Genomic DNA, 25599 nt, shown 5'->3' with positions numbered 1-25599 from the left:
CGACATGACAGAACAAAAGACCAAGAAACCTCCGCTTTCCGGCATTCGCGTCATCGAGCTTGCCCGTGTGCTCGCCGGTCCCTGGGCCGGGCAAATGCTGGCCGATCTCGGCGCTGATGTCATCAAGGTGGAAAATCCGGATGGCGGCGACGACACGCGCCAATGGGGTCCTCCCTTCGTCGAAGGCAAGGACGGTGAGAATCTCTCCGCCGCCTATTACCATTCAGCCAATCGCGGCAAGCGCTCGATCACCGCCGACCTCAAGACCGAGGAAGGTCAGGAACTGGTCCGCCGCCTTGTGAAAACGGCAGACGTGGTGATCGAGAACTTCAAGCTGGGCGGCCTTGTCAAATATGGGCTGGACTACGAAAGCCTGAAGAAGATCAATCCCCGCATCGTCTATTGCTCCATCACCGGCTTCGGGCAGACAGGCCCCTATGCCAACCTCGCAGGCTACGACTATATCGTCCAGGGCATGTCTGGCTTCATGTCGATCACAGGCGAACCGGACGGCCAACCCGTAAAGGCGGGCGTCGCGATCGCCGATATCTTCACCGGTATCTATGCTGTCTCGGCGATAGAGGCAGCGCTGATCCATGCGCTCAAATCCGGCGAGGGACAGCTTGTCGATATGGCGCTGCTCGACGTTCAATCGGCCGTGCTTGCCAACCAGAACATGAATTATCTGATCTCAGGCAAGCCGCCCGTGCGGCTCGGCAATGCTCACCCCAATATCTCGCCCTACGAAGTCGTTCCGACCGCAGACGGCTATCTCATTCTAGCGGTCGGCAACGACGGACAGTTCCGCCGCCTCTGCACCATTCTCGGCCTCGCTACCCAGGCCGACGACGAGCGCTATGCGACCAACAAGGCGCGCGTCGCCAACCGCAACGAGGTGCGGGCTTTCATCTCGGCGGAAACGCTGAAGTGGAACAAGGCGGACCTGCTGAAGGCCTGCGAGGCCAACGCCGTTCCGGCCGGCGCCATCAATACGATCGAGGATATGTTCGCTGACCCGCAGATCAAGGCGCGAGGCTTGAGGATCGACCTTGAAGACGGTGCAGGCACGATGATTCCGAGCGTACGCACGCCGATCGTGCTGTCGAAGACACCATTGACCTATACGCGGCCGAGCCCGCGCCTTGGGGAGCATCAGGAGGAGGTTCTCGCCGAATTGGCGGAACTGGAGGGGAAGGCGAGGACATGAAACGAACGGGCGGCCAACTCATTGTCGAAGCTTTGAAGGCAAATGGCGTCAAGCGCATTTCCTGCGTGCCGGGCGAGAGCTTTCTTGCGGTGCTCGATGCACTGCATGACAGCGATATCAAGGTGCTCGTCTGCCGCCAGGAGGGCGGCGCGGCGATGATGGCGGACACCTGGGGCCAATTGACCGGCGAACCGGGCATCTGCATGGTCACCCGTGGTCCCGGCGCCACCAACGCGTCTGCCGGCCTTCACATCGCGCGGCAGGATTCGATGCCGATGATCCTGTTCATCGGCCAGGTCCAGCGCGATGCCCGCGAGCGCGAGGCTTTCCAGGAGGTGGAGTTCCGCCGCGCCTTCACCGAATTCGCCAAATGGGTCGGCGAGATCGACGATGCCGCCCGCATTCCCGAATTCGTTACGCGCGCCTTTGCCGTCGCGACGTCTGGACGTCCCGGCCCGGTCGTGCTGACTCTGCCCGAGGACATGCTGCGCGACGAGGTCGAGGCGCCGGAAGCCCTGCCCTATGTCCCTGTTGCCGCTCATCCGGGCCGCAATCAGCTTGCTGACCTTCATCAGCGTCTCGTTGCTGCGGAGCGGCCAATGGTCATCCTCGGCGGCACGCGCTGGAGCGAGGAAGCGGTTGCCGGCATCAGGCAGTTCGCGGAGCGTTTCAAGCTGCCGGTCGGCTGCTCCTTCCGCCGGCAGATGCTGTTCGACCATCTGCATCCGAACTATGCCGGCGATGTCGGCATCGGCATCAATCCGGCACTGGCAAAGGAAATCAAGGAAGCGGACCTGCTGGTCCTGCTTGGCGGGCGCCTCTCCGAAATGCCGTCCTCCGGCTATACGCTGGTCGATATCCCCTACCCGCAGCAAAAGCTGGTTCACATCCACCCCGACCCGTCTGAGCTTGGGCGCGTCTATCGCCCTGACCTAGCGATCTGCGCCAGCCCGGCGGATTTCGTCGCGGCTCTGGCAGACCTCGAAGCACCAAACGAAACGCGCTGGGCCGAGCGCACCGAGCGCACCGAGCGCATGCACGCAGCCTATCTTGCCTGGTCGACAACGCCGGAAAAAAGCCCCGGCGCAGTCCACATGGGCCGCATCATGGATTGGATCGAAGCCAATACCGCTGACGATGCGATCTTTACCAACGGCGCCGGCAACTATGCGACCTGGCTGCACCGTTTCCATCGCTTCCGCCGCTTCAATACGCAGTCAGCACCGACATCGGGTTCGATGGGCTATGGCCTGCCGGCAGCGGTCGCCGCCAAACAACTCTTTCCGGAGCGCGAGGTGATCTGCTTTGCCGGCGACGGCTGTTTCATGATGCACGGGCAGGAATTTGCAACCGCCGTCCAGTACGGCCTGCCGCTGATCGCTCTCGTCATCAATAACGGCATGTACGGCACCATCCGCATGCATCAGGAGCGGGAATATCCCGGCCGCGTCAGCGCCACGGCGCTCGACAATCCGGATTTTGCGGCCCTTGCGCGCGCCTATGGCGGCCATGGCGAAACGGTGAAGGCGACGGAGGAATTCGGCCCGGCCTTCGAGCGGGCGCGCGCCAGCGGCAAGCCGGCAATCATCGAGATCGCACTTGATCCCGAAGCGATCACACCCTCCCGCACCCTGACGGAAATCGCCCAAACAAAAGGCCGGTGAGCGCAAGCCCACCGGCCTTTCAAAAATCACGCTGAACCGACTTAGTCGATCGCCGCGGTCACGATGAATTCGACCTTGTACTTCGGCGCTGCGAGCTTGGCTTCGCTGGTAGCGCGTGCCGGCGTGTTGGCCGGATCGACCCAGGCTTCCCAAGCAGCGTTCATTTCCGCGAAGTAGGAGATGTCGGAGAGATAGATCAGCGTCTGCAGGACCTTCGACTTGCTGGAACCGGCTGCAGCGAGCAGACGATCGACTTCAGCCAGGGCCGACTTGCATTGATCGGTGACGCTTTCGCCTTCGCCAACCTGGCCGGCGAGATAAACGGTGTTGCCGTGAATGACAGCGCCGCTCATGCGGGCGCCAACGTCGATGCGCTTGATGCTCATGGTCTTCTCCTGATGTTGTTTTTCGACAGGTAAACAGGGCGCGGCCCATGGCCTGCCCTGCGATGAAAAGCCGGGCCGATAACCCACTTAACCGCGAATGTGATGCGTCTTCTGATAGATCGCCGTGGAACGCGCACCCGAGCGGCAATAGCCGAGCATCGGTCGCGGAAACTCATCCAGCGCATCGACCATGCCCTGCACGGCCTCTTCGGTCACGCCCATCGGTCCAACGGGCACATGGGTAATCTCAAGGCCGAGTTCCTTGGCGCGGGCTTCGATAACGCCGAACGGCGTCTGATCCGGGCTTTCGCCATCGGGGCGATGGCAGACGATGGACTTGAAACCGAGTGCCTTGATCTCATCGAGATCATCTACGGCAATCTGGCCGGATACCGAGTATTCATCGTCGATCGGGCGGATATCCATGGTTCATGTCCTCTCTAAAACCGTGGCCTTGATCTACGCCGCCATAGGGCGAGCGTCAACCGCGGCAGGCTCTCAAACGAAGGCAAAGTTGAGCATGAAATTGCGGGCTTCGCCTGGCTGGAGAATATTGAATTCACCCGCCTCCTCCAGTTCGGCGCGGGACACCCAGCGATGCGAAACCGGCTCGATGCCGAGCACATGCGCGGGTGCGCGCTGATTGCGCCAAACCTGCAGGAAGGGCAGCGTATCGGTGCCGAAACGGACCCTCAACGTCTTATTGTCGATAGCCGCGATCGGGCCGAGGTTGATCTCGGCCCAGTCATTTCCCTTCTCAACGGCTGGCACGCAGAAGATATCCCCTTCCGGCTCGCCAAAAGTCCAGGGAAATCCGCCACGCTCCAGCATCTGCCCGGCAAGGCGTGTGCCGTTGTCGAACCACTTGCCGCCGACATTCATGTGATACATCAGAAAAACCGGCATCGCCTCGGCGCTCGTATTGACGATGCGATCCGCAAGAGAAACCTCGCCCGTCGCACCATCGATCCGCCAAAGACGCTCCAACCGCGCCGTACGTCCCTCGGCGGTGACGACATCGATATCGGCGCGGCATTCCGCATTGCCATCCTCGAACTTCGTCCAGAGAATGTTGGCTGGATGAGAAGAGAAGGAACCATGCAGAGGGTAGCGCCGCCCGTCGAAAGCACCCGTCATCGGCTGCGGATGACGGATATGATCCGGCCCGCAGGTGAAGAGGAACCCCTCCAGCGAATGGTCGATGCGGGGATCGCCATCATCGGGAATAGCGCGTCCGGGCGCGAGATTGTTCCCATCGACGATGCAGGCACCGATGTCCAGAACGGAGGTTTCATCCAGCATCAGCTTCGGCCCCTTGGCCGCGGCAAAATCCATCATTCCACAAAATCCTCCTGACTGGCTCCGCGCGCAGACGTTGTCCCATCATGAAACGCGGAGCAAATAAATGGTGGTTTAACTTACCGATCGTTAACTTGAAGGCTTGATCACGCAAATTTTTATATTTTATTCAGCATGATAATCTAAATTTCCATACTGGCGTCAAAATTGCCATGTGTGTGTCAGCCGAACGACTATCCCAAGGATTCGACAGACGTGAACCGGTTCGTAAAATTGAGTTTAACCTTGGCAGCGACTGCCGCCGTCTCTGTGCTCGCGCTCACGGATGCACAGGCACAATACTACCGTGCCGGCAATGGCAATACGGTTCTAGTCACTCCGGACGGCAGAATTCTTGATCAATATCCTTACGGCGGCGGATATTCCATGGCCCGTGATGGACGTGGACGGCGCGTTCTGATCGATGCCTACGGCAATGTCGTTGCTACTGAAATGAAGGCCAGCACCTATTATCCCCGCGCCCCTGCCCGTGACGGCTACGGTGATAACGGCGGCCGCTATGGCGATACGCAGCTTTCGAACAACGGCAACTATCAGGACTATCGTCAGTATCGCACCGACAGCTACGGAAACTACGACGGCGCCCCTGACAATGGTTACGATCAGCAGGATCGTGGTGTGGTCACCGGCGGCATTCCGCGCGATGGCGATATCCAGCGTCAGCCGCTCGACAATCAGCCGCTACCGGGAAAAAGCCAGGGCCAGACGACCCCGAACGGCAGCGACTACGCATCGATCGATCCGCAGCAGAACACGCCCGACATCATCAACAGGCCGACGGCCGAACCCGTCATCACGCTCAAGGGCAAGTCGAAGATGGAGATCACCGCGCTGGAGGTCTTCCTCGCGCGGCAGGGCATTTCGCCAGGCGCCATCGACGGACGCATGGGCGCGAACGTCACCAAGGCGATCTACGCCTATCAGCAGATGACCGGCCAGACGCTCGATCCCAACAATACGGATTGGATTCTGGAACAGCTGCGCATGTCCGGCGGCATGCCGATCGTCAACTATACGATCACGGCAGCCGATGCCGCTGGCCCCTACGTCGCCTCGATCCCCGAGGACTATGCGGCCAAGGCCCAGATGCCCTCGCTCGGCTACACCTCGACGACGGAAATGCTGGCGGAACGCTTCCATATGGATGAGGGCTATCTGAAGGCGCTCAACCCCGGCGTCGATTTCACCGTGCCGGGCAGCACCATCAAGGTCGTCAACACCGGCCCGGGCAAGACGGGCACGGTCGCCAAGATCCTTGCCGACAAGGGCCGCAAGCAGGTTTTCGCCTATGACGCCAACAACACGCTGATCGCCGCCTACCCGGCCAGCATCGGTTCGGCCGACACGCCCTCGCCGTCAGGCACGGTCACGGTCGAGCGCGTCGCCTTCAATCCGGGCTACACCTACAATCCGAAGATCAACTTCCAGCAAGCCGGAAACGACAAGGTTCTCAACATTCCGCCAGGCCCGAACGGCCCGGTCGGTACTGTCTGGATGGCCCTGTCGAAGCCGACCTACGGTATCCACGGCACGCCAGACCCTTCAAGGATCGGCAAGACGCAGAGCCATGGTTGCGTGCGCCTCACCAACTGGGATGCGACGGAGCTTGCCAAGATGGTCAAGCCGGGCGTGGTCGTCGAATTCGTCGATTGATCGGGAAATATGACATCGATAAAGAAGCCGCCGGATCGCCCGGCGGCTTTTTTGTTTGACCCGATACGCAGCCTAATTCGTCCCGCGCATCAGCAGTTGATCGGCGGGATCAGAAGCAATCCCGGAAGAGAGCCTTGGTGTTTTCAAGGGTCATCGGCACCGGATTGCCGCCGGCGCTCGGATCTTCGATCGCCATGGCCGAAAGCTCGTCGATCCGGTCGGGGGTAATGCCCATGGCCGAAAGGCTTTCCGGCACGCCAAGCTCAGAGCGCAGCTTCAGCACATAATCATAGAAACCGTCGAAACCGCCCGAAATGCCGAGATAGGCTGCAGCGCGGGCAATCTTGTCCTCGATAGCCTTGCGGTTGAAACGCAGGACCGCCGGCATGACGACGGCGTTGGTCATGCCGTGATGCGTATTGTAGACGGCACCAATCGGATGCGAGAGCGCGTGGATCGCTCCAAGACCCTTCTGGAAGGCGACGGCACCCATGGCGGCCGCGCTCATCATGTTGGCACGCGCTTCGAGATCGGTTCCCTCGCGATAGGCGCGCGGCAGGAACTCCTTGACGAGCCGCATGCCTTCGAGCGCGATACCGGCCGACATCGGGTGATAGAAGGGCGAGGAATAGGCTTCCAGGCAATGGGCAAACGCGTCCATGCCGGTGCCGGCCGTGATGACCTTCGGCATTCCCACGGTCAGTTCCGGATCGGCGATAACGACGCCCGGCAGGAACTTCGGATGGAAGATGATCTTCTTCACATGCGTTGCGGAATTGGTGATGACGCTGGCGCGGCCGACCTCCGAGCCGGTACCGGCCGTCGTCGGCACTGCGACGATCGGCGCGATGCCTTCGAGGCTGGCGCGGGTCCACCAATCGCCGATATCTTCGAAGTCCCAGACCGGCCGCGTCTGGCCGGCCATGAAGGCAACGCACTTGCCGAGATCGAGGCCGGAGCCACCACCGAAGGCGACAACGCCGTCATGACCGCCATCCTTGAACGCCTTCACACCTGCTTCGAGGTTTTTCTCGTTCGGATTCGGATCGACGTCAGCGAAGATCGCACGGCCGAGGCCTGCATCCTCCAGAATGTCCAGCGCCGTCGCCGTGATCGCCATCGAGGCAAGTCCCCGATCAGTGACCAGAAGCGGCTTCTTCATGCCCAGGCTCTTGCAGGCGTCCGCGAGTTCCTTGATACGGCCACGGCCGAGCTTGAAGGCGTTCGGATAGCTCCAATTGGCTGAGATATTGCTCATGCTGTTACTTTCTTCAGGTGATAGGATTTCGGACGCGTCAAGTTGTGGAAACCGATAATGGAAAGCGAGCCGCCACGGCCGGTTTCCTTGACGCCGGTCCAGCACAGTGCCGGATCGAGATAATCGGCGCGGTTCATGAAGACAGTCCCGGTTTCGATCTCGCGGCCGATGCGCGAAGCGCGCTCGACATCCTTGGTCCAGAGCGAAGCCGTCAGGCCGTAGGGGCTGTCGTTCATCAGCTCCAGCGCTTCCGCATCGCTCTTCACCTTCATGATGCCAACGGCCGGGCCAAAGGTTTCCTCGCGCATGAAAGTCATGGAATGATCGACATTGACGAGGATCTGCGGCGCGAGATAGGCGCCACCGTCATCGGCCGGAAACAGCTTGGGATCGACCAGCGCCTTGGCGCCCTTGGCAACGGCATCGGCGATCTGTTCGCGCACAACCTTGGCAAAGCGCTTGTGTGCCATCGGCCCAAGCGAGGTCTCGGGATCAAGAGGATTGCCGAGCTTGTAATTCGACACCCAGGCGACCGACTTCTCGACGAAGCTGTCGTAGAGCGATTCATGCACATAGATGCGCTCGATGCCGCAGCAGCATTGGCCGGAATTGAAGGTGGCGCCATCCATCAGCGTGTCGACGGCAGCGTCGAGATCGGCGTCTTCCATGACATACCCCGGGTCCTTGCCGCCAAGCTCCAGCCCGAGGCTGGTAAAGGTGCCGGCAGCGGCGCGCTCGATCGACCGGCCGCCTTCGACTGAACCGGTGAAATTGACGAAGTTGAAGCTTCCGGCCGCAATCAGTGCGGAAGTCGTTTCGTGATCGAGAAAGACATTCTGGAAGACGTCGGCAGGAACACCGGCTTCGACGAAGGCCTGAACGAGCCGCTCGCCAACCAGCAGCGTCTGGCTGGCGTGCTTGAGGATGACGGTGTTGCCAGCCATCAGCGCTGGGGCGATCGTGTTGATCGCCGTCATATAGGGATAATTCCACGGCGCGATGACGAAGACGACGCCATGCGGCTCGCGCTCGATACGGCGGGCAAAATTGGCGCTGTCTTCGACCACCAGGGGCGCAAGCGCATCGGCGGCGATCGAGGCGACATAGTTCGAGCGCTCGTTGAAGCCGCGATATTCGCCACCATACTTGATCGGCCGCCCCATCTGCCATGCAAGCTCGGGTACGACCACATCGGCCATCTCATTGAGCCGGGCAACGCCCCTCAGCACGAGCTGGACGCGATCTTCCAGCGGGCGGCGCGCCCAATCCTTCTGCGCCTTGCGGGCGCGTGCCACGACTTCCTTGGCGGCATCCAGCGACAGCGCCGGACGCTCGGCATAAACCTCTCCGTTCACCGGGGAGACGCATGTGATCATCGTCATGATCGATTTCCTGTTTTCTTGGTCATCCATTGATTGCCGGATGTTGCACAACCTGCAGCCGCATTGAAAGGGGAAACGGCAAACAGGAAAAACATCCCGGCACCCCTGCCCGATGATAGAATGAAAATCGGGCAAGAGGCAGATCGTAAAAAGCCTTACGCTCTTTCGAATCCACGCGCCACTTCCCAATCGGTAATGCGACGATCGTACTCCTCCTGCTCCCATTCGGCAGCACGAGTATAGTGATCGATAACGTCATCGCCGAAAGCAGCGCGCAGCATTTTCGAATTGGCCAGGGCCTCGGTCGCGCCACGCAGCGTGCGTGGAATTTCGCGAACCTCGCGTGCGCCGTAGGCGTCGCCGACGAAGGGCGCTTCAAGCTCGAGCTTGTTCTCGATACCGTCGATACCGGCTGCGATCAGGGCCGCGAAAGCGAGGTAGGGATTGAGGTCGGAGCCGCCGACGCGGCATTCGATGCGAATGCTCTTCGTGTCCGCACCGCATAGGCGATAGCCGGCCGTGCGATTGTCGGTGCTCCAGATAGCCTTGGTGGGTGCGAAGGTGCCGGCAACAAAGCGCTTGTAGGAGTTGATATAGGGCGCAAGGAAATAGGTAATTTCGCTGGCATGGGTCAGAAGGCCGGCGACATAGTGCTTCATCATCGGCGTCATGCCGTGTTCTTTTTCCTTGTCGAAGAACAACGGCGTCTTGCCATCGGCGCTCCAGAGCGACTGATGAATATGAGAGGAGCTGCCGGCAGCGCTGTAGTTCCACTTCGCCAGGAACGTGATCGCCTTGCCCTTCGCCCAGGCAATCTCCTTGCAGCCATTCTTGATGATGGCATGGCGGTCGGCCATGGTGAGGGCATCAGCATAGCGGACGTTGATCTCCTCCTGACCGGCGGAGGCCTCGCCCTTGGAGTTTTCAACCGGGATCTCGGCACCCTGCAGTCCCTTGCGGATCGCCCGCATCACATCCTCTTCCTTCGTGGTCTGGAAGATGTGGTAATCCTCGTTGTAGCCGCTGACGAGATTGAGGTTGCGATAGCCGGATTCGCGGGCACTGTCATAGCTCTGGTCGAACAGGAAGAATTCGAGCTCCGAGGCCATGTAGGCCTTTATGCCCATCGCTTCGAGACGCTTGACCTGCTTCTTGAGGATGGCGCGCGGCGAATGCGCGACTTCCTCATGCGTATGATGATCGAGAACGTCGCAGAGAACCAATGCCGTGCCTTCCAGCCAGGGAATGCGGCGCAGCGTGGCGAGGTCAGGCTTCATCGTGTAGTCGCCGTAGCCCTTCTCCCAGCTGGTCGACTTATAGCCGGAGACGGTCTCCATCTCGATGTCGGTCGCCTGCAGGTAGTTGCAGCTATGCGTTTCCTTCCAGGCGCTCTCGATGAAGAATTCCGCCTGGAAACGCTTGCCCATCAACCTGCCCTGCATGTCAACCTGGCATGCCAGAACCGTATCGATGCGCCCCTCGGCTACATCCTTTTTGAGGTCGTCGAACGTATAGCTGCTGCTCATAATTTGGTCCGCCTAGAAGATAGAAGAGTGATCGAACGGCGGCGCTGCCGGATCTGTTGCCCGAAGCCGCGCGTCAAGTTGGATGGGGCCGCGGCTGCGGCCCCGCCGGATAGAGGATGGAGGAGGATCACACCTCGCCAACGGCCCGTTCGGCAGCGGCGATATCGGCCTGACGCTTGGCGATCATGTCACCGATCGGCGGGCCCTGGAAACGACGCTTCTCGAAGGCGAACCAGACGATTGCCGTCAGCACCAGGAAGCCGATGGTGATGTAGAGCGCCCATTCATTCGGCGGCTGCACGCCGATGATGAAGATGATCGCCATGGCAACGACCACAAGAACCGAGACCAGCTTGTAAGTGCCGATACCCATGTTCCACGGCCCCATCTTCGGCCATTTCGCAGTTCCGATCGCCTTGATACCGAGCACGATCGGCACGGTGAAGGAGAGGAACAGGAAGATGACCGTGCACGATACCACGATGGTATAGGCCGAAGAGCCGGCGATCGTGACGAGCGAAGCACCCCAGACGAACAGGACCGCTAGGATCGCGGCCGTCCAGATGGCGACGGCGGGCGTGCGGAACTTCGGGCTGACGCCGGCAAGCGATTTCGAGAATGGCAGACCGCCATCGCGCGAGAAGGCATAGATCATGCGCGACGCCGATGTGACTGTCGCCAAGCCGCACAGGAGCTGCGAGATGAAGATCGCGACGTAAAGTATGTTAGCGACGACAGGATTGGTGATGCTGTTGATCGTCCAGAAGAAGACGTTCCAGCCCTGTTTCGACGCTTCGTTCATGTCCGGGATGGCCAGGAGGAAGGCCAGCAGCATGATGTAGCCGAACAGCGACGACCACCAGACCGAAGAGACCATGCCGCGCGGCACGGAGCTTGAGGCCTTGACGGTCTCTTCCGACGTATGCGCCGAAGCGTCATACCCCGTGATCGTGTAGATCGGCAGCAAGAGACCGAGGGCAAAGACGTACCAGATATTGTCCATCTTCGGCCAAACCGAGGAATCACCCTCCGGCGTGCCGGAATAGTTGGTGAAGGTCCAGATGCGGCTGATATCCCAGCTCTTCACGCCGATCAGGCAGACGATGGTCAGCGCGATCGCCGCAGCGAAGATCAGGTAGCCGGACATGTCGGTCAGCTTTGCGGTGAGCTTGATGCCGAAGTGGTTGATTAGGGCCTGCAGACCGGTGATGACGGCGACGAAAATGATCTGATTGGCGAAACCTGCCGAGGTATTGGTATCGACGGCAATGCCGAACCAGCCGGCGATGGAGCCGCTGAAGAAACCCCAGGTCCCGACATTGATCGCGCCAAGCACGGTGATCAGGCCGAGAAGATTGAGCCAAGCCGTCAGCCAGCCCGTAAAGCGGTTGCCAAGGATCGAGCCCCAGTGATAAAGGCCGCCGGCCGTGGGATAGGCCGAGGAAATCTGTGCCATCGACAGCGCGAAAACACCTGAAATCAGGCAGCCGAGCGGCCAGCCGATACCGATCGCGGCACCGCCGGCGCCCGATGTCGCCTGTGCAAGCGAGTTGATACCGCCGGATAGAATGCAAATGATGGAGAAGGAAATGGCGAAATTAGAAAACGAACTCATGCGCCGTTCCAACTCCTGGGCATAGCCCATGGAGTGCAGGATATGAACATCCTGCTTTTTGTCTGACTCTGTATACTCAGCCATGTCATTCCCCCTTAAACCCGGTCGTCCGCGGGATTGCGGAGTACCATGTGTCGCATGAGCCGCCGGCATTTTGCCGTGCGGCCTGATCGCAGTTGAACTGCTCCCCGGGGTCTTTTTCTTTTTGTACTCAGGCTTCCAGACTGTTCTGGAGAAGCCCTGTCAGATAATCGGCCATGACCCCTTGGCCGACGTCATCTTGAATGAGGTCGTTGCGGACCTCGATCATTACGTTATGCAGGCCGTTGTCGATCCCATGCAGCTTCAGCGTATGGGTGACGCCGTCTTCAGGCCCGTAGGGCTGGTTGCGCTCGGTCTGATAGAGCGGCGCTTCGGCCGCCGCGTTCAGCATGCGATCGGCCAGCCAACGGTCTTCGTCATGCAGAATGCCAAGCTCCACCGCCCGCGCTTTGCCGTTATAGACCGGCGTGAAGCTGTGGATTGTCACGATCACGGTTTTTTGTCCGCGTGCCGCCCGCTCTTTCAGGAGTGCCCGGATTCGATCGTGAAACGGTATATAAAGCCCTTCCGTGCGCGCCTGCCGATCCGCCTCGCCCAGATGTCGGTTGCCCGGAATAGCGTAGATCTCGCTTGTCTCGGGCATGGCGCCTGAGCTTTCGGGCGGCCGGTTGCAATCATAGATCAGGCGCGAGAAGCGCTGAAAAACCAAAGTGGCATTCAAGCCGGCAGATATTCCTCTTGCAACCGCGAGTGCCCCTGGGTCCCAGGCGATGTGGCTCGAAAGCGCCTCGGCGGAAAGACCAAGATCGCCGAACCGCTCCGGAAGCGCGCGGGAAGCATGCTCACAGATGAGCAGAACCGCACTGTTTCCATCCGGCCTTTCGACTGCAACGCAATCGCCGTCCGCCTTCGTCAAAATGCCTTGCTGTGCAAGCATCGGAGACGCCCCGTTGCCGATTAATAAAATGTTTATAAGAAAAGAATTCTTCAGGTTTCTGTCACTGTCAACTGAAAACTGAAATTATTTCTTCATTTGTGACATTGACTCGAAATGTGACAGCGTTGTTATATCCTGAGAGGAAAGCGGCATCAGACCGTTCCGGGGAGCAAAAATCGAGTGAGCAATACGTCGAAGACAGTTTCGGACGTGATCAACGCGCGCTTTGACACGCTGACGCGCGCCGAAAAGCAGCTCGCCAAGAGCCTGCTCGACAACTATCCCGTTTCCGGGTTGGGCAGCATTACAACGGTTGCCGAAAATGCGCGCGTCTCGACCCCGACGGTCGCGCGCATGGTACAGAAGCTCGGATACAAGGGGTATCCGGACTTCCAGGCCCATCTTCATCAGGAAGTCGAGGCAACGATCTCCAACCCGCTGACGAAGCACGATCGTTGGGCATCGAACGCACCCGGCACGCATATCCTCAATCGTTTCGCCGACGCCATCACAGGCAATCTGCGACAGACGCTATCGGATATCGACGTGGCGACCTTCGATAGCGTTGCCGCGCTGCTGTCGGAAAGAAAACGCGGGCTTTATTTCGTGGGTGGCCGCATCACGGGAGCACTTGCCGAGTATTTCTTCACGCACATGCAGGTCATCCGGCCCAATACGACGCTGCTTTCTTCCAATTCGAGCGCCTGGCCGCAATATGTCCTGAACATGAATCCGGGCGACCTGCTCATCATATTCGATATCAGGCGATACGAGCAGGAGATGGTCAATCTGGCCGCCGCCGCCCGCCGGCGCGGCGCCGAAATCATCGTCTTCACCGACCAGTGGGCGACGCCCGCCGCCAAGCACGCCAAACACACCTTCCGCGTGCAGATCGAGGCGCCCTCAGCCTGGGACTCATCGGTCGTCACACTCTTCATCGTCGAAGCCCTCATCGAAGCCGTGCAAAGCTCAACATGGGACGAGACGAGCGAGCGCATGAAAACGCTGGAAGGCCTTTTCGAGCAGACCAAATTGTTTCGCAAGCTGAGCTGAAGGGAACCGAAACATAAAATAACGTGTCATGAAGCGGTATGAAATGCAGCGACTGTCACACTTGTCGACTAGAAGCAAAATCAACTGCGTTTTCAGCAAACGCAACGCCTTGCAGCCGTCACACAACCTTCATGTAACGTCATTAACAGCAACGCCAGACACTGAAAACCCAAAAGGAGGAAATACAGTGATCGCGAAAATTCATCGTCTTCTGACCATCTCCACAGCGATGCTCGTCGCTTCGAGCGCAATCGCCGCCGCAGAGCCGAGCGCCGACCTCATCGCTGCCGCCAAGAAGGAAGGCACGCTGACCACCATCGCTCTGCCCCACAACTGGTGCGGTTATGGCGATCTGATCGCTGCATTCAAGGCAAAGTACGGCATTGAAGTCAACGAACTGAACCCGGATGCCGGTTCGGGCGATGAAGTCGAAGCAATCCGCGCCAACAAGGGCAACACCGGCCCGCAGGCTCCCGACGTGATCGACGTCGGTCTCTCCTTCGGCCCGACCGCCAAGAAGGAAGGCCTGCTGCAGCCGTACAAGGTCTCCACCTGGGATTCCATTCCGGACAGCGCCAAGGATGCCGAAGGCTACTGGTACGGCGACTATTATGGCGTTCTCTCCTTCGTCACCAACAAGGACGTCGTGAAGAACCCGCCGAAGGACTGGGCTGACCTCCTGAAGCCGGAATATGCCAACACCGTTTCGCTCGCCGGCGACCCGCGCACGTCGAACCAGGCCGTTCAGGCCGTCTACGCCGCTGGCCTCGCTGCCGGCGAGAAGGACGCCACCAAGGTCGGCGCCGCTGGCCTCGACTACTTCGCCAAGCTCAACAAGGCTGGCAACTTCGTTCCGGTTATCGGCAAGTCCGCCTCGCTCGCTCAGGGTGCTACCCCGATCGTCGTCGCATGGGACTATAACGGTCTTTCCTGGCGCGACAGCCTGAACGGCAACCCGCCGGTTGACGTCACCGTTCCGGCTTCGGGCGTCATCGCTGGCGTCTACGTGCAGGCGATCTCGGCCTACGCTCCGCACCCGAACGCTGCCAAGCTCTGGATGGAGTTCCTCTATTCGGACGAAGGCCAGATCGGCTGGCTGAAGGGCTATTGCCACCCGATCCGCTTCAACGACCTGGCGAAGAACAAGAAGGTTCCGCAGGAACTTCTCGACAAGCTGCCGCCGGCTGCCGCCTATGAAAAGGCCGTGTTCCCGACGCTCGACGAGCAGGATGCCGGCAAGGCTGCGATCACCACCAAGTGGGATTCTGTCGTCGGTTCGAACGTACAGTAATCCGACCTAGCATGACCTCCCCGTTTCGACGGGGAGGTTTTCCGTTTTTTTGACGCCGCGGATTGGGCCAATCATGAGCATCGTCACAACATCGACAGTCAGTTCCACTCCCATGATCAACAAGCGCGTGGTTGTCGACTGGCTGGGCATCGCGCCCTTCCTGCTCTTCGCGCTGCTGTTTCTGATTCTCCCAACGATCTATCTGATTGCCGGCGCCTTTCTGACGCCGGATGGCAGCCTGACGCTGAAGAACATCGGGGATCTCTTCACCAAATCCATTATGGACTCCTATTGGATCAGCATAAAAGTATCGGTCGCCTCCGCCGTTGGCGGCGCGCTGATCGGCTTCTATCTGGCCTGGGCCTTGGTCATGGGTGGACTTCCGACCTGGATACGCCATGCGTTCCTGACCTTTTCCGGCGTTGCTTCGAATTTCGCCGGTGTACCTCTGGCCTTTGCATTCATCGCCACGATAGGTCGCCTGGGCCTCGTCACGCTGCTGGTGAAGAACTGGCTTGGCATCGACATTTTTCAGAAGGGCTTCAATCTCTATAGCTTTGTCGGCTTGACCCTCACATACATGTATTTCCAGATTCCACTGATGGTGCTGATCATCACTCCCGCCCTGGACGGTATGAAGAAGGAATGGCGTGAAGCCGCCTCCATTCTCGGAGCGACCAACAAGCAATATTGGCTGATGGTCGCCCTGCCCATCCTCTGGCCGAGCCTGCTTGGCACGACGCTGCTGCTGTTTGCCAACGCCTTCGGCGCCATCGCAACGGCCATCGCGCTGACGGGCAGCTCGCTGAACATCATCCCGATCCAGCTCTATGCGCAGATCCGCGGCGACGTTCTGCACAACGCCAACCTCGGCTACGCGATGGCGCTCGGCATGATCGTCATCACCGGCATATCGAACATCATCTACATCATCATGCGCATGCGCGCAGAACGGTGGCAGAAATGAAGCTGCAAAAATTCCTTGCCTGGATCGCGGTCGTCATCGGCGCCATCTATTTCATCGTTCCGCTCATCGGCACGCTGGAATTCTCGCTGCGCATGCGCCGCAATGCCTATAGTTTCGACGCCTATGCGTCGGTCTTTTCCGACTCGCGCTTCCTTTACGCGTTCGGCTATTCGATGCTGATGGCGGTGCTGACCATCATCGTCGGCATGCTGCTCGTCGTGCCGACGGCCTATTGGGTCCGGCTTCGCCTGCCGCAGATCCGGCCGATCGTCGAATTCATCACCCTGATGCCGCTCGTCATCCCCGCAATCGTCATCGTCTTCGGCTATCTGCGCCTCTATAATTCGTCATCGATCCTGCCTCTGACGGGCTTCGAACAGACGACGAACTTCCTTCTCGTCTGCTCCTATATTGTCTTGTCGCTCCCCTATATGTATCGTTCGGTCGATACGGCGATGCGCACGATCGATGTCGGCACCCTGACGGAAGCGGCGGAAAGCCTTGGCGCGAAGTGGACGACCATCATGTTCCGCTGCATTTTCCCCAATGTCATGAGCGGTGTCCTTTCCGGCGCCTTCATCACGCTGGCGATTGTCATGGGCGAATTCACAATGGCATCGTTGCTCAACCGGCCGGCTTTCGGCCCCTACATGCAGCTCGTCGGCGCCAACCAGGCTTATCAATCCTCGGCACTGGCCATCATCGCGCTTGCAGTTACCTGGCTCAGCATGGGCTTCCTGCAGCTCGTTTCCCGCTTCTCCAAAATGGCTCCGATTAAGGCGTAAGGCTCCTCACCATGGCTTTTCTCGAACTCACCCACATCAAGAAGTCCTTCGGCGACGTCCACGTCGTTCACGATTTCAACATGAACATCGAGAAGGGAGAGTTCATCTCCTTCCTCGGACCGTCGGGTTGCGGCAAGACGACCGTGCTGCGCATGATCGCCGGTTTCGAAACCCCGACCGCCGGCAATCTGTCGATCAACGGCAAGGATCAGCGGGCGCTGAAGCCGAACCAGCGCAATATCGGCATGGTCTTCCAGGCCTATGCACTGTTTCCGAACATGACGGTGCATGACAACGTCGCCTTCGGCCTCAAGGTTGCCGGCATGGCAAAGCCCGACATCGACAAGCGCGTGAAAGAGATGCTTGCTCTCATCAAGCTCGATCATCTTGCCGCCCGCTATCCGTATCAGATGTCCGGCGGCCAGCAGCAGCGCGTCGCGCTCGCCCGCGCCATCGCCGTCAAGCCTCAGGTCCTGCTGCTTGACGAACCACTCTCGGCTCTCGACGCGAAGATCCGCATCTCGCTGCGCGAGGAAATCCGCGCGATCCAGCAGCAGCTCGGCATCACCACCGTGTTCGTGACGCACGATCAGGAAGAGGCGCTGTCGATCTCCGACCGCATCGTCGTGATGAATGCCGGCCGCGCCGATCAGATCGGCACGCCCTTCGAGATCTACAACACGCCGGCCACCCGCTTTGTCGCCTCATTCGTCGGTACGCTGAACCTGATCGAAGGCAAGGTCGTCGACCCCGATAGCAACCGCATCATGATCGGTGATCAGGGCGTCACCCTGAAGCAGTCGGTTACGGCCTACAAGCCGGGCGATACCGTATCGCTCGCCCTGCGCCCAGAAGCCGGCTCGCTGGCGGAATCGGCCAAGGGTGATACCGCATTGACCGGCGAGGTCTCCTCGGCCCACTTCCTGGGCTCGGTCATCCGCACGCGGATGAACGTTGCCGGCAACACGATTTCCTTCGACATGTTCAACAGCCCCGGCATGATGCCTCCGAGTGTGGGCGAGAAGGTAACGCTGCGTTTCGCCTCGGCCGACCTGCTCGTCATTCAGGATTGAGCACAAGCCTGAGCTGGAAGACAGTTTGGAAAATTATTCGCGAACGCCGGGCCAAAAGCCCGGCGTTTTTCTTTGATTTCGCTGCGCAAATGCATTTATAGTCCACATGTTCTCAGGGCGGGGTGCAATTCCCCACCGGCGGTATGGGGATTTTCCCCGAGCCCGCGAGCGCCTTCCGAGCTTTCGGAAGGGTCAGCAGATCCGGTGAGAGGCCGGAGCCGACGGTATAGTCCGGATGGAAGAGAGCAAGCAGGTCGCACCTCCTCCGCGCGGGGAGCGCTGCGTGCATGCGTGTTCGCCCAAGGGATAATTGACAACAACCCTTGAAAGGCAAAATTCATGACCATTTCTATCTCTACCCAGCCGAGCCGCATTGCGATCATTCGGGCCCGCTGGCATGCCGACATCGTCGATCGCTCGGTCGATTCCTTCGTCGCCGAATGGCAGACGACAGAAGGCGCATCGCCGATCGATATCTTCGACGTTCCCGGCGCACTGGAAATTCCGCTGCATGCACAGACCCTTGCCCGCAACGGCCGCTATTCCGCGATCGTCGCCACCGCTTTCGTTGTCGACGGTGGCATCTATCGCCATGAGTTCGTTGCCAATACCGTTCTCGATGCGATGATGCGTGTCCAGCTGGATACCGGCGTTCCGATCCTCTCGGCCGTGCTGACGCCGCATCATTTCCAGGAGTCAGAAGCGCATATCCAGTTCTTCAAGGAACATTTCATCATCAAGGGCCGTGAAGTGGCGAGCGCCTGCCGCCATATCCTCAACGAACGCGCAAAGTTGCTGCCGGCCGTCACGGTCTGAACCAGCACCGAGGAGGCGAGGCGCAAGCCCGCCTCCACATCACGAGGGAGAAACGTCAGTGACCGTCCTACGCATCATCCCGAATCTGCCTGCCGCCGATCCCGCGACAGCTCGGCAATTTTATCATGACCTGCTCGGCCTCGACATCGTCATGGACCACGGCTGGATCGTCACCTTCGCGTCGGAAGCGGCAACCGTGCCGCAACTCAGCGTCGCCAGCGAAGGCGGCTCAGGTACCGTCGTCCCCGATCTTTCGATCGAAGTTGACGATGTCGATACGGTCTATCAGCGCGCCACCACCATGGGTTTCGGCATATTATATGACCTTACGGATGAGCCCTGGGGCGTTCGCCGTTTCTATGTTCGCGATCCCTTCGGCAAGGTGGTCAATATCCTCTCCCACCGCTAGCCTGCGCGTGCGGGGTGCCCTAGCGGCTCCCGGGGCTCCTACCTGAGATCGACATTGAACGTGGTGCGTTCGGCCGGCCAAACCGATTCCGAATAGGTTATCGGCATGCCGGTAGCGTCTGCGTCCACCTTGCGGGTGACGAGCAGCGGCGTTGATTTCGGCTGGCGCAAAATCCGCGCCTCCTCCGCCGTCGGCATCCGTGCCTCAATCTCGGTCGACAACCGCTCGTAGTCGGTAACGCCGTAGCTGGCGAGCGCCGCCGAGATCGTCGAATGCTGCAATCTGGCCTTGTCGAAGTCGGGAAAGCGCTCGGCCGGATAATAGGAATCGCCCAGTTCGACCGGAATGCCGTCGGCCGTCATCACGCCGCGACGATGTATGACGGGCGTTCCGACCGCGAGCTTCAGATAGCCGGCAACGCGCTCCGTCGCCGCTACGATTTCATGCACGAGCAATTCGCCGCCAGGCTCGAAACCCTGCTCGATCAAGTTCTTGTGAAAGCGGGTCCGCTTCGACAGCGTATAGTCGAGCACGCCTCTGTGGACGAAGGTTCCCCGCCCCTGTTCGGCACGCACCAGCCCGCGCTGCTCCAGATGCCCCAGTGCCTGACGCACGGTGAAACGGCTGACGCCGAAGCGCTGCATCAGTTCGGGCTCTGTCGGCAATTTCTCGCCGGCAGCAAGCGTCCCGGCGGCAATATCAGCCGCCAGGATCTCGCCGATCTGATGCCAAAGGGCACTGCCGCCCTTGCGATCGATCGTCTCCATATCAGACGCGCTTTTCCAGCCGGAACAGCAGCTTGTACTCGGCCGGGTAGCTCAGCGCATCCAAAATGCTCGGATAATATTTCCGATCCTTGGTTGCGCGCACGAAACCGTCATAGCCGAAACGCTTGACCGAAACGTCAAATCCCGCCGCCGTGAAAGCATCGATGTAATCCTGTGGCGAGCGATCCTGCACCGGCGCATTGCTGTTGTTGCCGATCAGTTCCAGCCATTTCGGCCAGAGCGGCATTTCATTATGGCAGCCGGTCACGGCATAATAGACGCCGCCATTGCGCATGACCTCGAACATCTGTTCGGCGTGCCGCTTCAATTCCGGCAGCAGATAGATCACCTCATAACTGAAGGCCACATCGAAGCTATCGGCAAACGGCGTCAGATCGGTGGTGACATGAAACTGCAGCGGCATGTTGCCGACGGCAGCAATGGCCGCAGCAACCGATTCCGAGGCGATATCGATGCCGACGCCGAGACGGAACGGCCGCATGGCATGAAGCAGCCGCAGGAAGCCGCCGCGATTGCAGCCGAAATCCAGGATCGTCTTCGAGGAGAAATCCCTCTCCGGCACGGTTTCGATGAAATGGCGCCAATAAGGGCTGTGCGATTCCGCCATGGCGATATCGCCCTGCGGTTCCGTGTGCCAGGTTGCGTAGGTGGGGACTGCGTTTGTCATGACGGGCTCGCTGTTGGGGTTGACTGCCCCTTTGATAGTCGAGCTCCATGACAGCAATGTGAATTCGTCCGGACGACCGGACTACTTTCCACAATCGACCATCCATTGCACGCCATACCGATCCGTCAGCTTGCCGTAGTAGCTGCCCCAAGGCTGCACGGCGAGCGGCGTCGTTACGATACCGCCCTCGGCAAGCCGGGCAAAAATCTCGTCGGTACTATCGCGATCATCCGTCATGAGCATGTGCGCAGAGCCGCGCATCGGCTCGGCGTCATGATTGTCCGAGGCAAAAAACAAGACCCCCGGTCCCTCAAAGCGAGCGTGCATCACCCTGCCCCGCATTGCCTCGTTGGCAAGCGGTATCCTTTCATCCGCACCATGCCGGATCAACAATACCACCTGGCCGAGCCCGCAGGCAGTATAGAAGGCAAGTGCTTCCTCACAGCCCATCGTGAAAAACAGATAATTGGCGAGTTGCACGTCCTGCCTCCTGTTGCTGTGGGGACGAGCGGCCGACGCGACCGCCCGGTATTGATATCGATTATCTCACGTCACGCGCGATGAGCCTCGAACACAGGCACTGCGGCAGCTGTGATGGCATCGACCAGATCGGCATTGCTGTAGCTCTGCCCGGCAATGCCCCAAGCGCCTTCTGGCGCATAGACTATGTTCGACCAGATATGCTCGCGCTTGATCCGCCCTTCAGCCGCCTGCTCGACGACATCGGTTGCCCTTGCAATGAAAGCGCGCTTGGCTTCAGCGGTCGCGAGCGCGATTTCGGGCAGTTTGAGTTCGATAAAGGCAGCCGCAACCGGCTTTCCGGCGGCCAGCACATGTCCGGCCGGAAGTACATTGATCGAACCGATGACATTGGCCGCCATGAATTCATTCCCGGTCAGACCGGCAACGTCGAGAACCGCATCCGTCAAACCAGCGAAGGCTTGCGCCTGCGCTTCGGATGAAAGCAGCCCTTCGGATACGGTGAGTGTAATGGGCATTAGATATCTCCTTGTTGGACCTGTGACGGAAATTGATATATACCGATCACTCTTTAACGATACACACTGATTACTCTCTATGCAACAGATAAAGAGAGATCACTCTTAATGGAGGCGAAAATGCGCTACAGCGCCGAACATAAGGAAGAAACCCGGACGCGGGTCGTCACGGCTGCGGGGCAAGTCTTTCGCAAGGAAGGCTACGGCGGCGCGGGCATCGACGCTCTGACGAAAGCAGCCGGCGTGACCAACGGCGCCTTCTACGGACACTTCAAGTCCAAGAGCGAAGCGTTTCGCACGGCTGTCGTGGAAGGATTGGAAGAGTTGCGTCAAGCGATCCTGACGCTTAGGCAAAACCAGCCGAAGGATTGGCTGAAGGCGCTTGCCAGCTTCTACCTCGGCTACAAGCGAACCTGCGATCTCGGCGACAGCTGCACGCTGCCGAGCCTTTCCCCCGATGTGATGCGTGCCGACGAAGAAACGCGCCGCGCCTATACGGTGGAGCTGAAAAAGCTGATCGCGGGTGTCGCCGCCGGTCTGCCGGAGAGCACGAGCCCTGGCGAAACAACGGCAGAGGATCGTGCCATCGTTCTTCTGGCAACGCTAAGCGGTGGTCTGACGATTGCTCGCGCCGTCTCCGACCCCGCTCTTTCCGTCAAAATAGCCGAAGCCATCGAGCGGGCCGCTCTGTCGGCAGACAATCCCGCACAACCACAAGGCAAATGACGATACAGGTCACGCAATGATGGGATGGCCGAGGCGAAGCATGTTGCTCCGTCTCGGCAAGGTCGGCTTACGCTCGGATGGCCTTGTCGTTTGCGTCGAAGCGATGCATCTGGCTCGCATCCGGCGTCGCATAAACCATCTCGTCCGGCTCGTATTGATGCTCGCCGAAAAGGCGCGCGGTGAGAAGGCCGGTGGCCTCGGACTCGAGATAGATAATCGTGTCGGCACCGAGATGCTCGACATGGATAACCTTGGCTGCCCATGTGCCCTGATCGCGCGACAGCGTGATATGTTCAGGCCGGATGCCGACAGTCTTGGCACCGCTTTCGCCGAGCCGCTCGGCCGGAATGAAATTCATCTGCGGCGAGCCGATGAAACCGGCAACGAAGGTATTGGCAGGACGATTGTAGAGTTCCATCGGCGAACCGATCTGCTCGATCGCACCGGCATTGAGCACGACGATCTTGTCGGCAAGCGTCATCGCCTCGACCTGATCGTGGGTAACGTAGATCATCGTCGCCTTCAGGCTGCGATGTAGCCGCGCGATCTCCAGGCGGGTCTGGACGCGCAGCGCCGCATCGAGGTTCGACAGCGGCTCGTCGAAGAGGAAAAGCTCCGGCTCGCGCACGATGGCACGGCCGATGGCGACACGCTGGCGCTGGCCGCCGGAAAGCTCCGATGGGCGGCGGCCGAGATAGGGCGCAAGCGACAGCATGCCGGACGCCTTCTCGACCCGGCTGTCGATCTCGGCCTTCGGTGTGCCCGCCTGCTTGAGACCGAGCCCCATATTGTCCTTGACCGTCAGATGCGGATAGAGCGCATAGGACTGGAAAACCATCGAGATGCCACGCTTGGCAGGCGGTGTCACGGTGACGTCCTGACCGTTGATCAGCACGGCGCCCGAGGTCACATCCTCAAGGCCGGCGATGCTGCGCAGAAGGGTCGACTTGCCGCAACCGGAAGGACCGACGAAGATGACAAACTCACCATCCTTCACCTCGAGATCAATGCCTTTCAGCACGTCGTGCTGGCCGTAGGCCTTGCGGATGGATTTCAGTTGAAGCGATCCCACAGTCTCTTGTCCTTATAGATAAACAGGCTTGCCGGTGCGCACGCTCTCATCGGCGGCGAGGCATATGCGCAGCGATTGAACGGCATCGTCCATATGGCGATTGAGGTCGATATCCTCGCGAATGGCCTTCAGCATGAAGGCCTGCTCGAAGTTGCAGAGCTCCTGGTGCCCCGGTTCGCCATCCATATGTAGGTCCTGGTCCGGCCGGATGAACTGGCCGCTCGGCCCCGTCTCGGCGCTATGCAGCCGGATGACCGACGTTTTCGTGTGCATGTCGATATCGTCGGACTTGGCGTTCTGATCCATGGCGATCGAGACCGACCCGTTTGGCGACATTACGTCCTTCACGAAGAAAGCCGTCTCCGAAATCATCGGACCCCAGGCAGCCTCATACCAGCCGACGGAACCATCTTCGAAGATCACCTGCAGATGACCGTAATTGTACATGTCCGGTTTGATTTCCTGCGTCAGCCGCAGGCCCATGCCGCGCACCTCGACGGGCTTGGCATCGGTGATCTGGCACATGACATCGACATAATGCACGCCGCAATCGACGATCGGCGACGTGTTCTGCATCAGCGCCTTATGCGTCTCCCAGGTTGGGCCGCTCGATTGCTGATTGAGATTCATGCGGAACACATAGGGGCCGCCGAGCTTGCGCGCTTCGGCAATCAACCGCATCCACGAGGGATGATGGCGCAGGATGTAGCCGATCGTCAGCTTCTTGCCGGCCTTTTTCGCAGCAGCAACCACACGTTCGGCATCTTCGACCGTCGTGGCCAGCGGCTTCTCGACGAAGACATGGCAACCTGCCTCGAGGGCCTTAACGGCGAAATCAGCATGGCTGTCTGAATAGGTGTTGATGGAGCAGAGGTCCGGCTTCAGCTCCTTCAACGCCGTCTCGAAATCCTGATAGACCGTATATCCCCGCAGCTCCTCAGGCAGCTCCCGCATGGAGCGATTGACGAGGCCGACGATCTCGAAGCCCGGATTGTTGTGATAGGCCAGCGCATGGCTGCGGCCCATATTGCCAAGGCCGGCAACGAGAACACGGATCGGCTTTTCTGATACGCTCACTTGACTGCTCCGGATGTAATGCCGCGAATGAGTTGACGCGAGAAGATGACGTAAAGGACGAGGATTGGCAGGATGGCGAGGGTCAGCGCCGCCAGCACCGCATTCCAGTTGGTGACGAACTGGCCGATGAAGATCTGCGATCCGAGCGTCACCGTCTTGGTCGCTTCGCTCGGCGCCAGGATCAGCGGGAACCATAGATCGTTCCAGATCGGGATCATGGTGAAGACAGCAACGGTCGCCATCGCCGGACGGACGAGAGGCAGCACCAGACGGAAGAAGATCGCGTATTCGCTGAGTCCGTCGATGCGGCCGGCATTTTTCAGGTCGTCGGAAACCGTGCGCATGAATTCCGACAGGATGAAGATCGCGAGCGGCAGGCCCTGCGCGGTATAGACGAGGATCAGCGCCGTCAGCGTGTTGACGAGGCCGGCAGCGACCATGCCCTGCAGGATCGCGACGGTGCCGAGGCGGATCGGGATCATGATGCCGATCGCCAGATAGAGCCCCATGACCGTATTGCCGCGGAAACGATATTCCGACAGCGCAAAGGCTGCCATCGCCCCGAACAGCAGCGTCAGGATGATCGAGACGATCGTCACGACGAAGCTGTTCTGGAAATAGGTCAGAAAGTCCCCCTGCTTCAGAACGGTATCATAGCCGATCATGCTGAAGGAGGATGGTGTCGGGACGCTCAAGGGCGCGCGGAAGATCGAAGCGCGATCCTTGAAGGAGTTGATGACGGTCAGGAACACCGGAAAAATGGCGACCAGCGTATAGGCGATGAGCGCCAGATGGACGAAGCCGGTGCGGACAAGGGAAGTGCGTGCCTTGGACATGGTTCGCGCTCC

26 protein-coding genes and 1 riboswitch are annotated in these 25599 nt (G+C 59.6%); of the genes, 11 read left to right on the top strand and 15 right to left on the bottom strand.

Annotated elements, in window-relative coordinates; all coding sequences use genetic code 11:
- The first annotated feature begins 4 nt into the window (after positions 1 to 4).
- On the top strand, positions 5 to 1207 hold the full coding sequence (locus BJ928_RS19770; protein WP_047633730.1) for a CaiB/BaiF CoA-transferase family protein: 1203 nt from the start codon (positions 5 to 7) through the stop codon (positions 1205 to 1207).
- Complete coding sequence (locus BJ928_RS19765; RefSeq protein WP_047633728.1) at positions 1204 to 2871, top strand: thiamine pyrophosphate-binding protein; 1668 nt, start codon at positions 1204 to 1206, stop codon at positions 2869 to 2871. The genes BJ928_RS19770 and BJ928_RS19765 overlap by 4 nt, the downstream gene beginning before the upstream one ends.
- Positions 2872 to 2912: 41 nt before the next feature.
- Here the strand turns inward: BJ928_RS19765 and BJ928_RS19760 are convergent, their stop codons facing one another.
- The 3 genes from BJ928_RS19760 to BJ928_RS19750 all read right to left on the bottom strand — a co-directional run bounded on the left by BJ928_RS19760 (position 2913) and on the right by BJ928_RS19750 (position 4595).
- Complete coding sequence (locus BJ928_RS19760; protein WP_047633727.1) at positions 2913 to 3257, bottom strand: RidA family protein; 345 nt, start codon at positions 3255 to 3257, stop codon at positions 2913 to 2915.
- 87 nt (positions 3258 to 3344) lie between these two features.
- Positions 3345 to 3683, bottom strand: a complete 339-nt coding sequence (locus BJ928_RS19755) for a TIGR01244 family sulfur transferase (RefSeq protein WP_047633726.1) — start codon at positions 3681 to 3683, stop codon at positions 3345 to 3347.
- Positions 3684 to 3755: 72 nt separating this feature from the next.
- Positions 3756 to 4595 (bottom strand): DUF4432 family protein, encoded by an 840-nt coding sequence (locus tag BJ928_RS19750; RefSeq protein WP_047633725.1) that lies wholly within the window; start codon positions 4593 to 4595, stop codon positions 3756 to 3758.
- A gap of 216 nt (positions 4596 to 4811) precedes the next feature.
- Here BJ928_RS19750 and BJ928_RS19745 point away from each other — a divergent pair, with 216 nt between their 5' ends.
- Positions 4812 to 6269 (top strand): L,D-transpeptidase, encoded by a 1458-nt coding sequence (locus tag BJ928_RS19745; RefSeq protein WP_047633893.1) that lies wholly within the window; start codon positions 4812 to 4814, stop codon positions 6267 to 6269.
- Positions 6270 to 6378: 109 nt separating this feature from the next.
- Here BJ928_RS19745 and BJ928_RS19740 read toward each other — a convergent pair whose 3' ends face one another.
- The 5 genes from BJ928_RS19740 to BJ928_RS19720 form a co-directional block, all read right to left on the bottom strand.
- Positions 6379 to 7527 carry an iron-containing alcohol dehydrogenase gene (locus BJ928_RS19740; RefSeq protein WP_047633724.1) on the bottom strand — a complete coding sequence of 383 codons (1149 nt, stop codon included), beginning with the start codon at positions 7525 to 7527 and terminating at the stop codon, positions 6379 to 6381.
- Positions 7524 to 8909 (bottom strand): aldehyde dehydrogenase family protein, encoded by a 1386-nt coding sequence (locus tag BJ928_RS19735; protein ID WP_047633723.1) that lies wholly within the window; start codon positions 8907 to 8909, stop codon positions 7524 to 7526. Before BJ928_RS19735 ends, BJ928_RS19740 begins: the two co-directional genes overlap by 4 nt.
- Before the next feature lie 155 nt (positions 8910 to 9064).
- Positions 9065 to 10435 carry a glutamine synthetase family protein gene (locus BJ928_RS19730; protein ID WP_047633722.1) on the bottom strand — a complete coding sequence of 457 codons (1371 nt, stop codon included), beginning with the start codon at positions 10433 to 10435 and terminating at the stop codon, positions 9065 to 9067.
- A gap of 127 nt (positions 10436 to 10562) precedes the next feature.
- A complete protein-coding gene (locus BJ928_RS19725; RefSeq protein WP_047633721.1) occupies positions 10563 to 12134 on the bottom strand; it encodes an amino acid permease in 1572 nt (523 codons plus the stop codon).
- A 127-nt stretch (positions 12135 to 12261) separates the two neighbouring features.
- Positions 12262 to 13029: an N-formylglutamate amidohydrolase gene (locus BJ928_RS19720; RefSeq protein ID WP_047633720.1), complete on the bottom strand. Its 768-nt coding sequence runs from the start codon at positions 13027 to 13029 to the stop codon at positions 12262 to 12264.
- A 180-nt stretch (positions 13030 to 13209) separates the two neighbouring features.
- On the opposite strand from BJ928_RS19720, the gene BJ928_RS19715 reads away from it, so the two are divergent.
- From BJ928_RS19715 to BJ928_RS19685, 7 genes are all read left to right on the top strand, one after another.
- Entirely contained in the window at positions 13210 to 14082 is an 873-nt protein-coding gene (locus tag BJ928_RS19715; RefSeq protein ID WP_047633719.1) for a MurR/RpiR family transcriptional regulator, read from the top strand.
- A gap of 187 nt (positions 14083 to 14269) precedes the next feature.
- Positions 14270 to 15373 (top strand): ABC transporter substrate-binding protein, encoded by a 1104-nt coding sequence (locus tag BJ928_RS19710; RefSeq protein WP_047633718.1) that lies wholly within the window; start codon positions 14270 to 14272, stop codon positions 15371 to 15373.
- 73 nt (positions 15374 to 15446) lie between these two features.
- On the top strand, positions 15447 to 16340 hold the full coding sequence (locus BJ928_RS19705) for an ABC transporter permease subunit (RefSeq protein ID WP_047633717.1): 894 nt from the start codon (positions 15447 to 15449) through the stop codon (positions 16338 to 16340).
- Positions 16337 to 17125: an ABC transporter permease gene (locus BJ928_RS19700; protein ID WP_047633716.1), complete on the top strand. Its 789-nt coding sequence runs from the start codon at positions 16337 to 16339 to the stop codon at positions 17123 to 17125. The genes BJ928_RS19705 and BJ928_RS19700 overlap by 4 nt, the downstream gene beginning before the upstream one ends.
- A gap of 11 nt (positions 17126 to 17136) precedes the next feature.
- Entirely contained in the window at positions 17137 to 18198 is a 1062-nt protein-coding gene (locus BJ928_RS19695) for an ABC transporter ATP-binding protein (RefSeq protein ID WP_120296629.1), read from the top strand.
- Positions 18199 to 18302: 104 nt separating this feature from the next.
- Positions 18303 to 18449: riboswitch (FMN riboswitch) on the top strand.
- 88 nt (positions 18450 to 18537) lie between these two features.
- Positions 18538 to 19014 (top strand): 6,7-dimethyl-8-ribityllumazine synthase, encoded by a 477-nt coding sequence (locus BJ928_RS19690; RefSeq protein ID WP_047631957.1) that lies wholly within the window; start codon positions 18538 to 18540, stop codon positions 19012 to 19014.
- Positions 19015 to 19072: 58 nt separating this feature from the next.
- A complete protein-coding gene (locus BJ928_RS19685; RefSeq protein WP_047631958.1) occupies positions 19073 to 19423 on the top strand; it encodes a VOC family protein in 351 nt (116 codons plus the stop codon).
- 38 nt (positions 19424 to 19461) lie between these two features.
- Here the strand turns inward: BJ928_RS19685 and phnF are convergent, their stop codons facing one another.
- From phnF to BJ928_RS19665, 4 genes are all read right to left on the bottom strand, one after another.
- A complete protein-coding gene (phnF, locus tag BJ928_RS19680; protein ID WP_047631959.1) occupies positions 19462 to 20190 on the bottom strand; it encodes a phosphonate metabolism transcriptional regulator PhnF in 729 nt (242 codons plus the stop codon).
- Position 20191: 1 nt separating this feature from the next.
- Positions 20192 to 20878, bottom strand: coding sequence for a class I SAM-dependent methyltransferase (locus BJ928_RS19675; protein WP_047631960.1), 687 nt, complete (start codon positions 20876 to 20878; stop codon positions 20192 to 20194).
- Between the two features lie 81 nt (positions 20879 to 20959).
- On the bottom strand, positions 20960 to 21358 hold the full coding sequence (locus BJ928_RS19670; protein WP_047631961.1) for a VOC family protein: 399 nt from the start codon (positions 21356 to 21358) through the stop codon (positions 20960 to 20962).
- A gap of 71 nt (positions 21359 to 21429) precedes the next feature.
- Entirely contained in the window at positions 21430 to 21876 is a 447-nt protein-coding gene (locus BJ928_RS19665) for a Tautomerase enzyme (protein WP_047631962.1), read from the bottom strand.
- A 120-nt stretch (positions 21877 to 21996) separates the two neighbouring features.
- Between BJ928_RS19665 and BJ928_RS19660 the strand changes: the two genes are divergently transcribed.
- Positions 21997 to 22602, top strand: a complete 606-nt coding sequence (locus tag BJ928_RS19660; RefSeq protein WP_047631963.1) for a TetR/AcrR family transcriptional regulator — start codon at positions 21997 to 21999, stop codon at positions 22600 to 22602.
- Between the two features lie 67 nt (positions 22603 to 22669).
- Here the strand turns inward: BJ928_RS19660 and BJ928_RS19655 are convergent, their stop codons facing one another.
- From BJ928_RS19655 to BJ928_RS19645, 3 genes are read right to left on the bottom strand one after another with little or no spacing between them, the layout of a single operon-like run.
- Positions 22670 to 23674, bottom strand: a complete 1005-nt coding sequence (locus BJ928_RS19655) for an ABC transporter ATP-binding protein (RefSeq protein ID WP_047631964.1) — start codon at positions 23672 to 23674, stop codon at positions 22670 to 22672.
- Between the two features lie 12 nt (positions 23675 to 23686).
- Positions 23687 to 24751: a Gfo/Idh/MocA family oxidoreductase gene (locus tag BJ928_RS19650; protein WP_047631965.1), complete on the bottom strand. Its 1065-nt coding sequence runs from the start codon at positions 24749 to 24751 to the stop codon at positions 23687 to 23689.
- Positions 24748 to 25587 (bottom strand): carbohydrate ABC transporter permease, encoded by an 840-nt coding sequence (locus BJ928_RS19645; RefSeq protein ID WP_047631966.1) that lies wholly within the window; start codon positions 25585 to 25587, stop codon positions 24748 to 24750. Before BJ928_RS19645 ends, BJ928_RS19650 begins: the two co-directional genes overlap by 4 nt.
- Positions 25588 to 25599 lie beyond the last annotated feature (12 nt).

The organism is Rhizobium sp. WW_1 (assembly GCF_003610155.1).
GTDB lineage: Bacteria > Pseudomonadota > Alphaproteobacteria > Rhizobiales > Rhizobiaceae > Rhizobium > Rhizobium tropici_A.
Note: the sequence above shows the minus strand (reverse complement) of the source record. Positions and strands in the feature narration are given on the sequence as shown.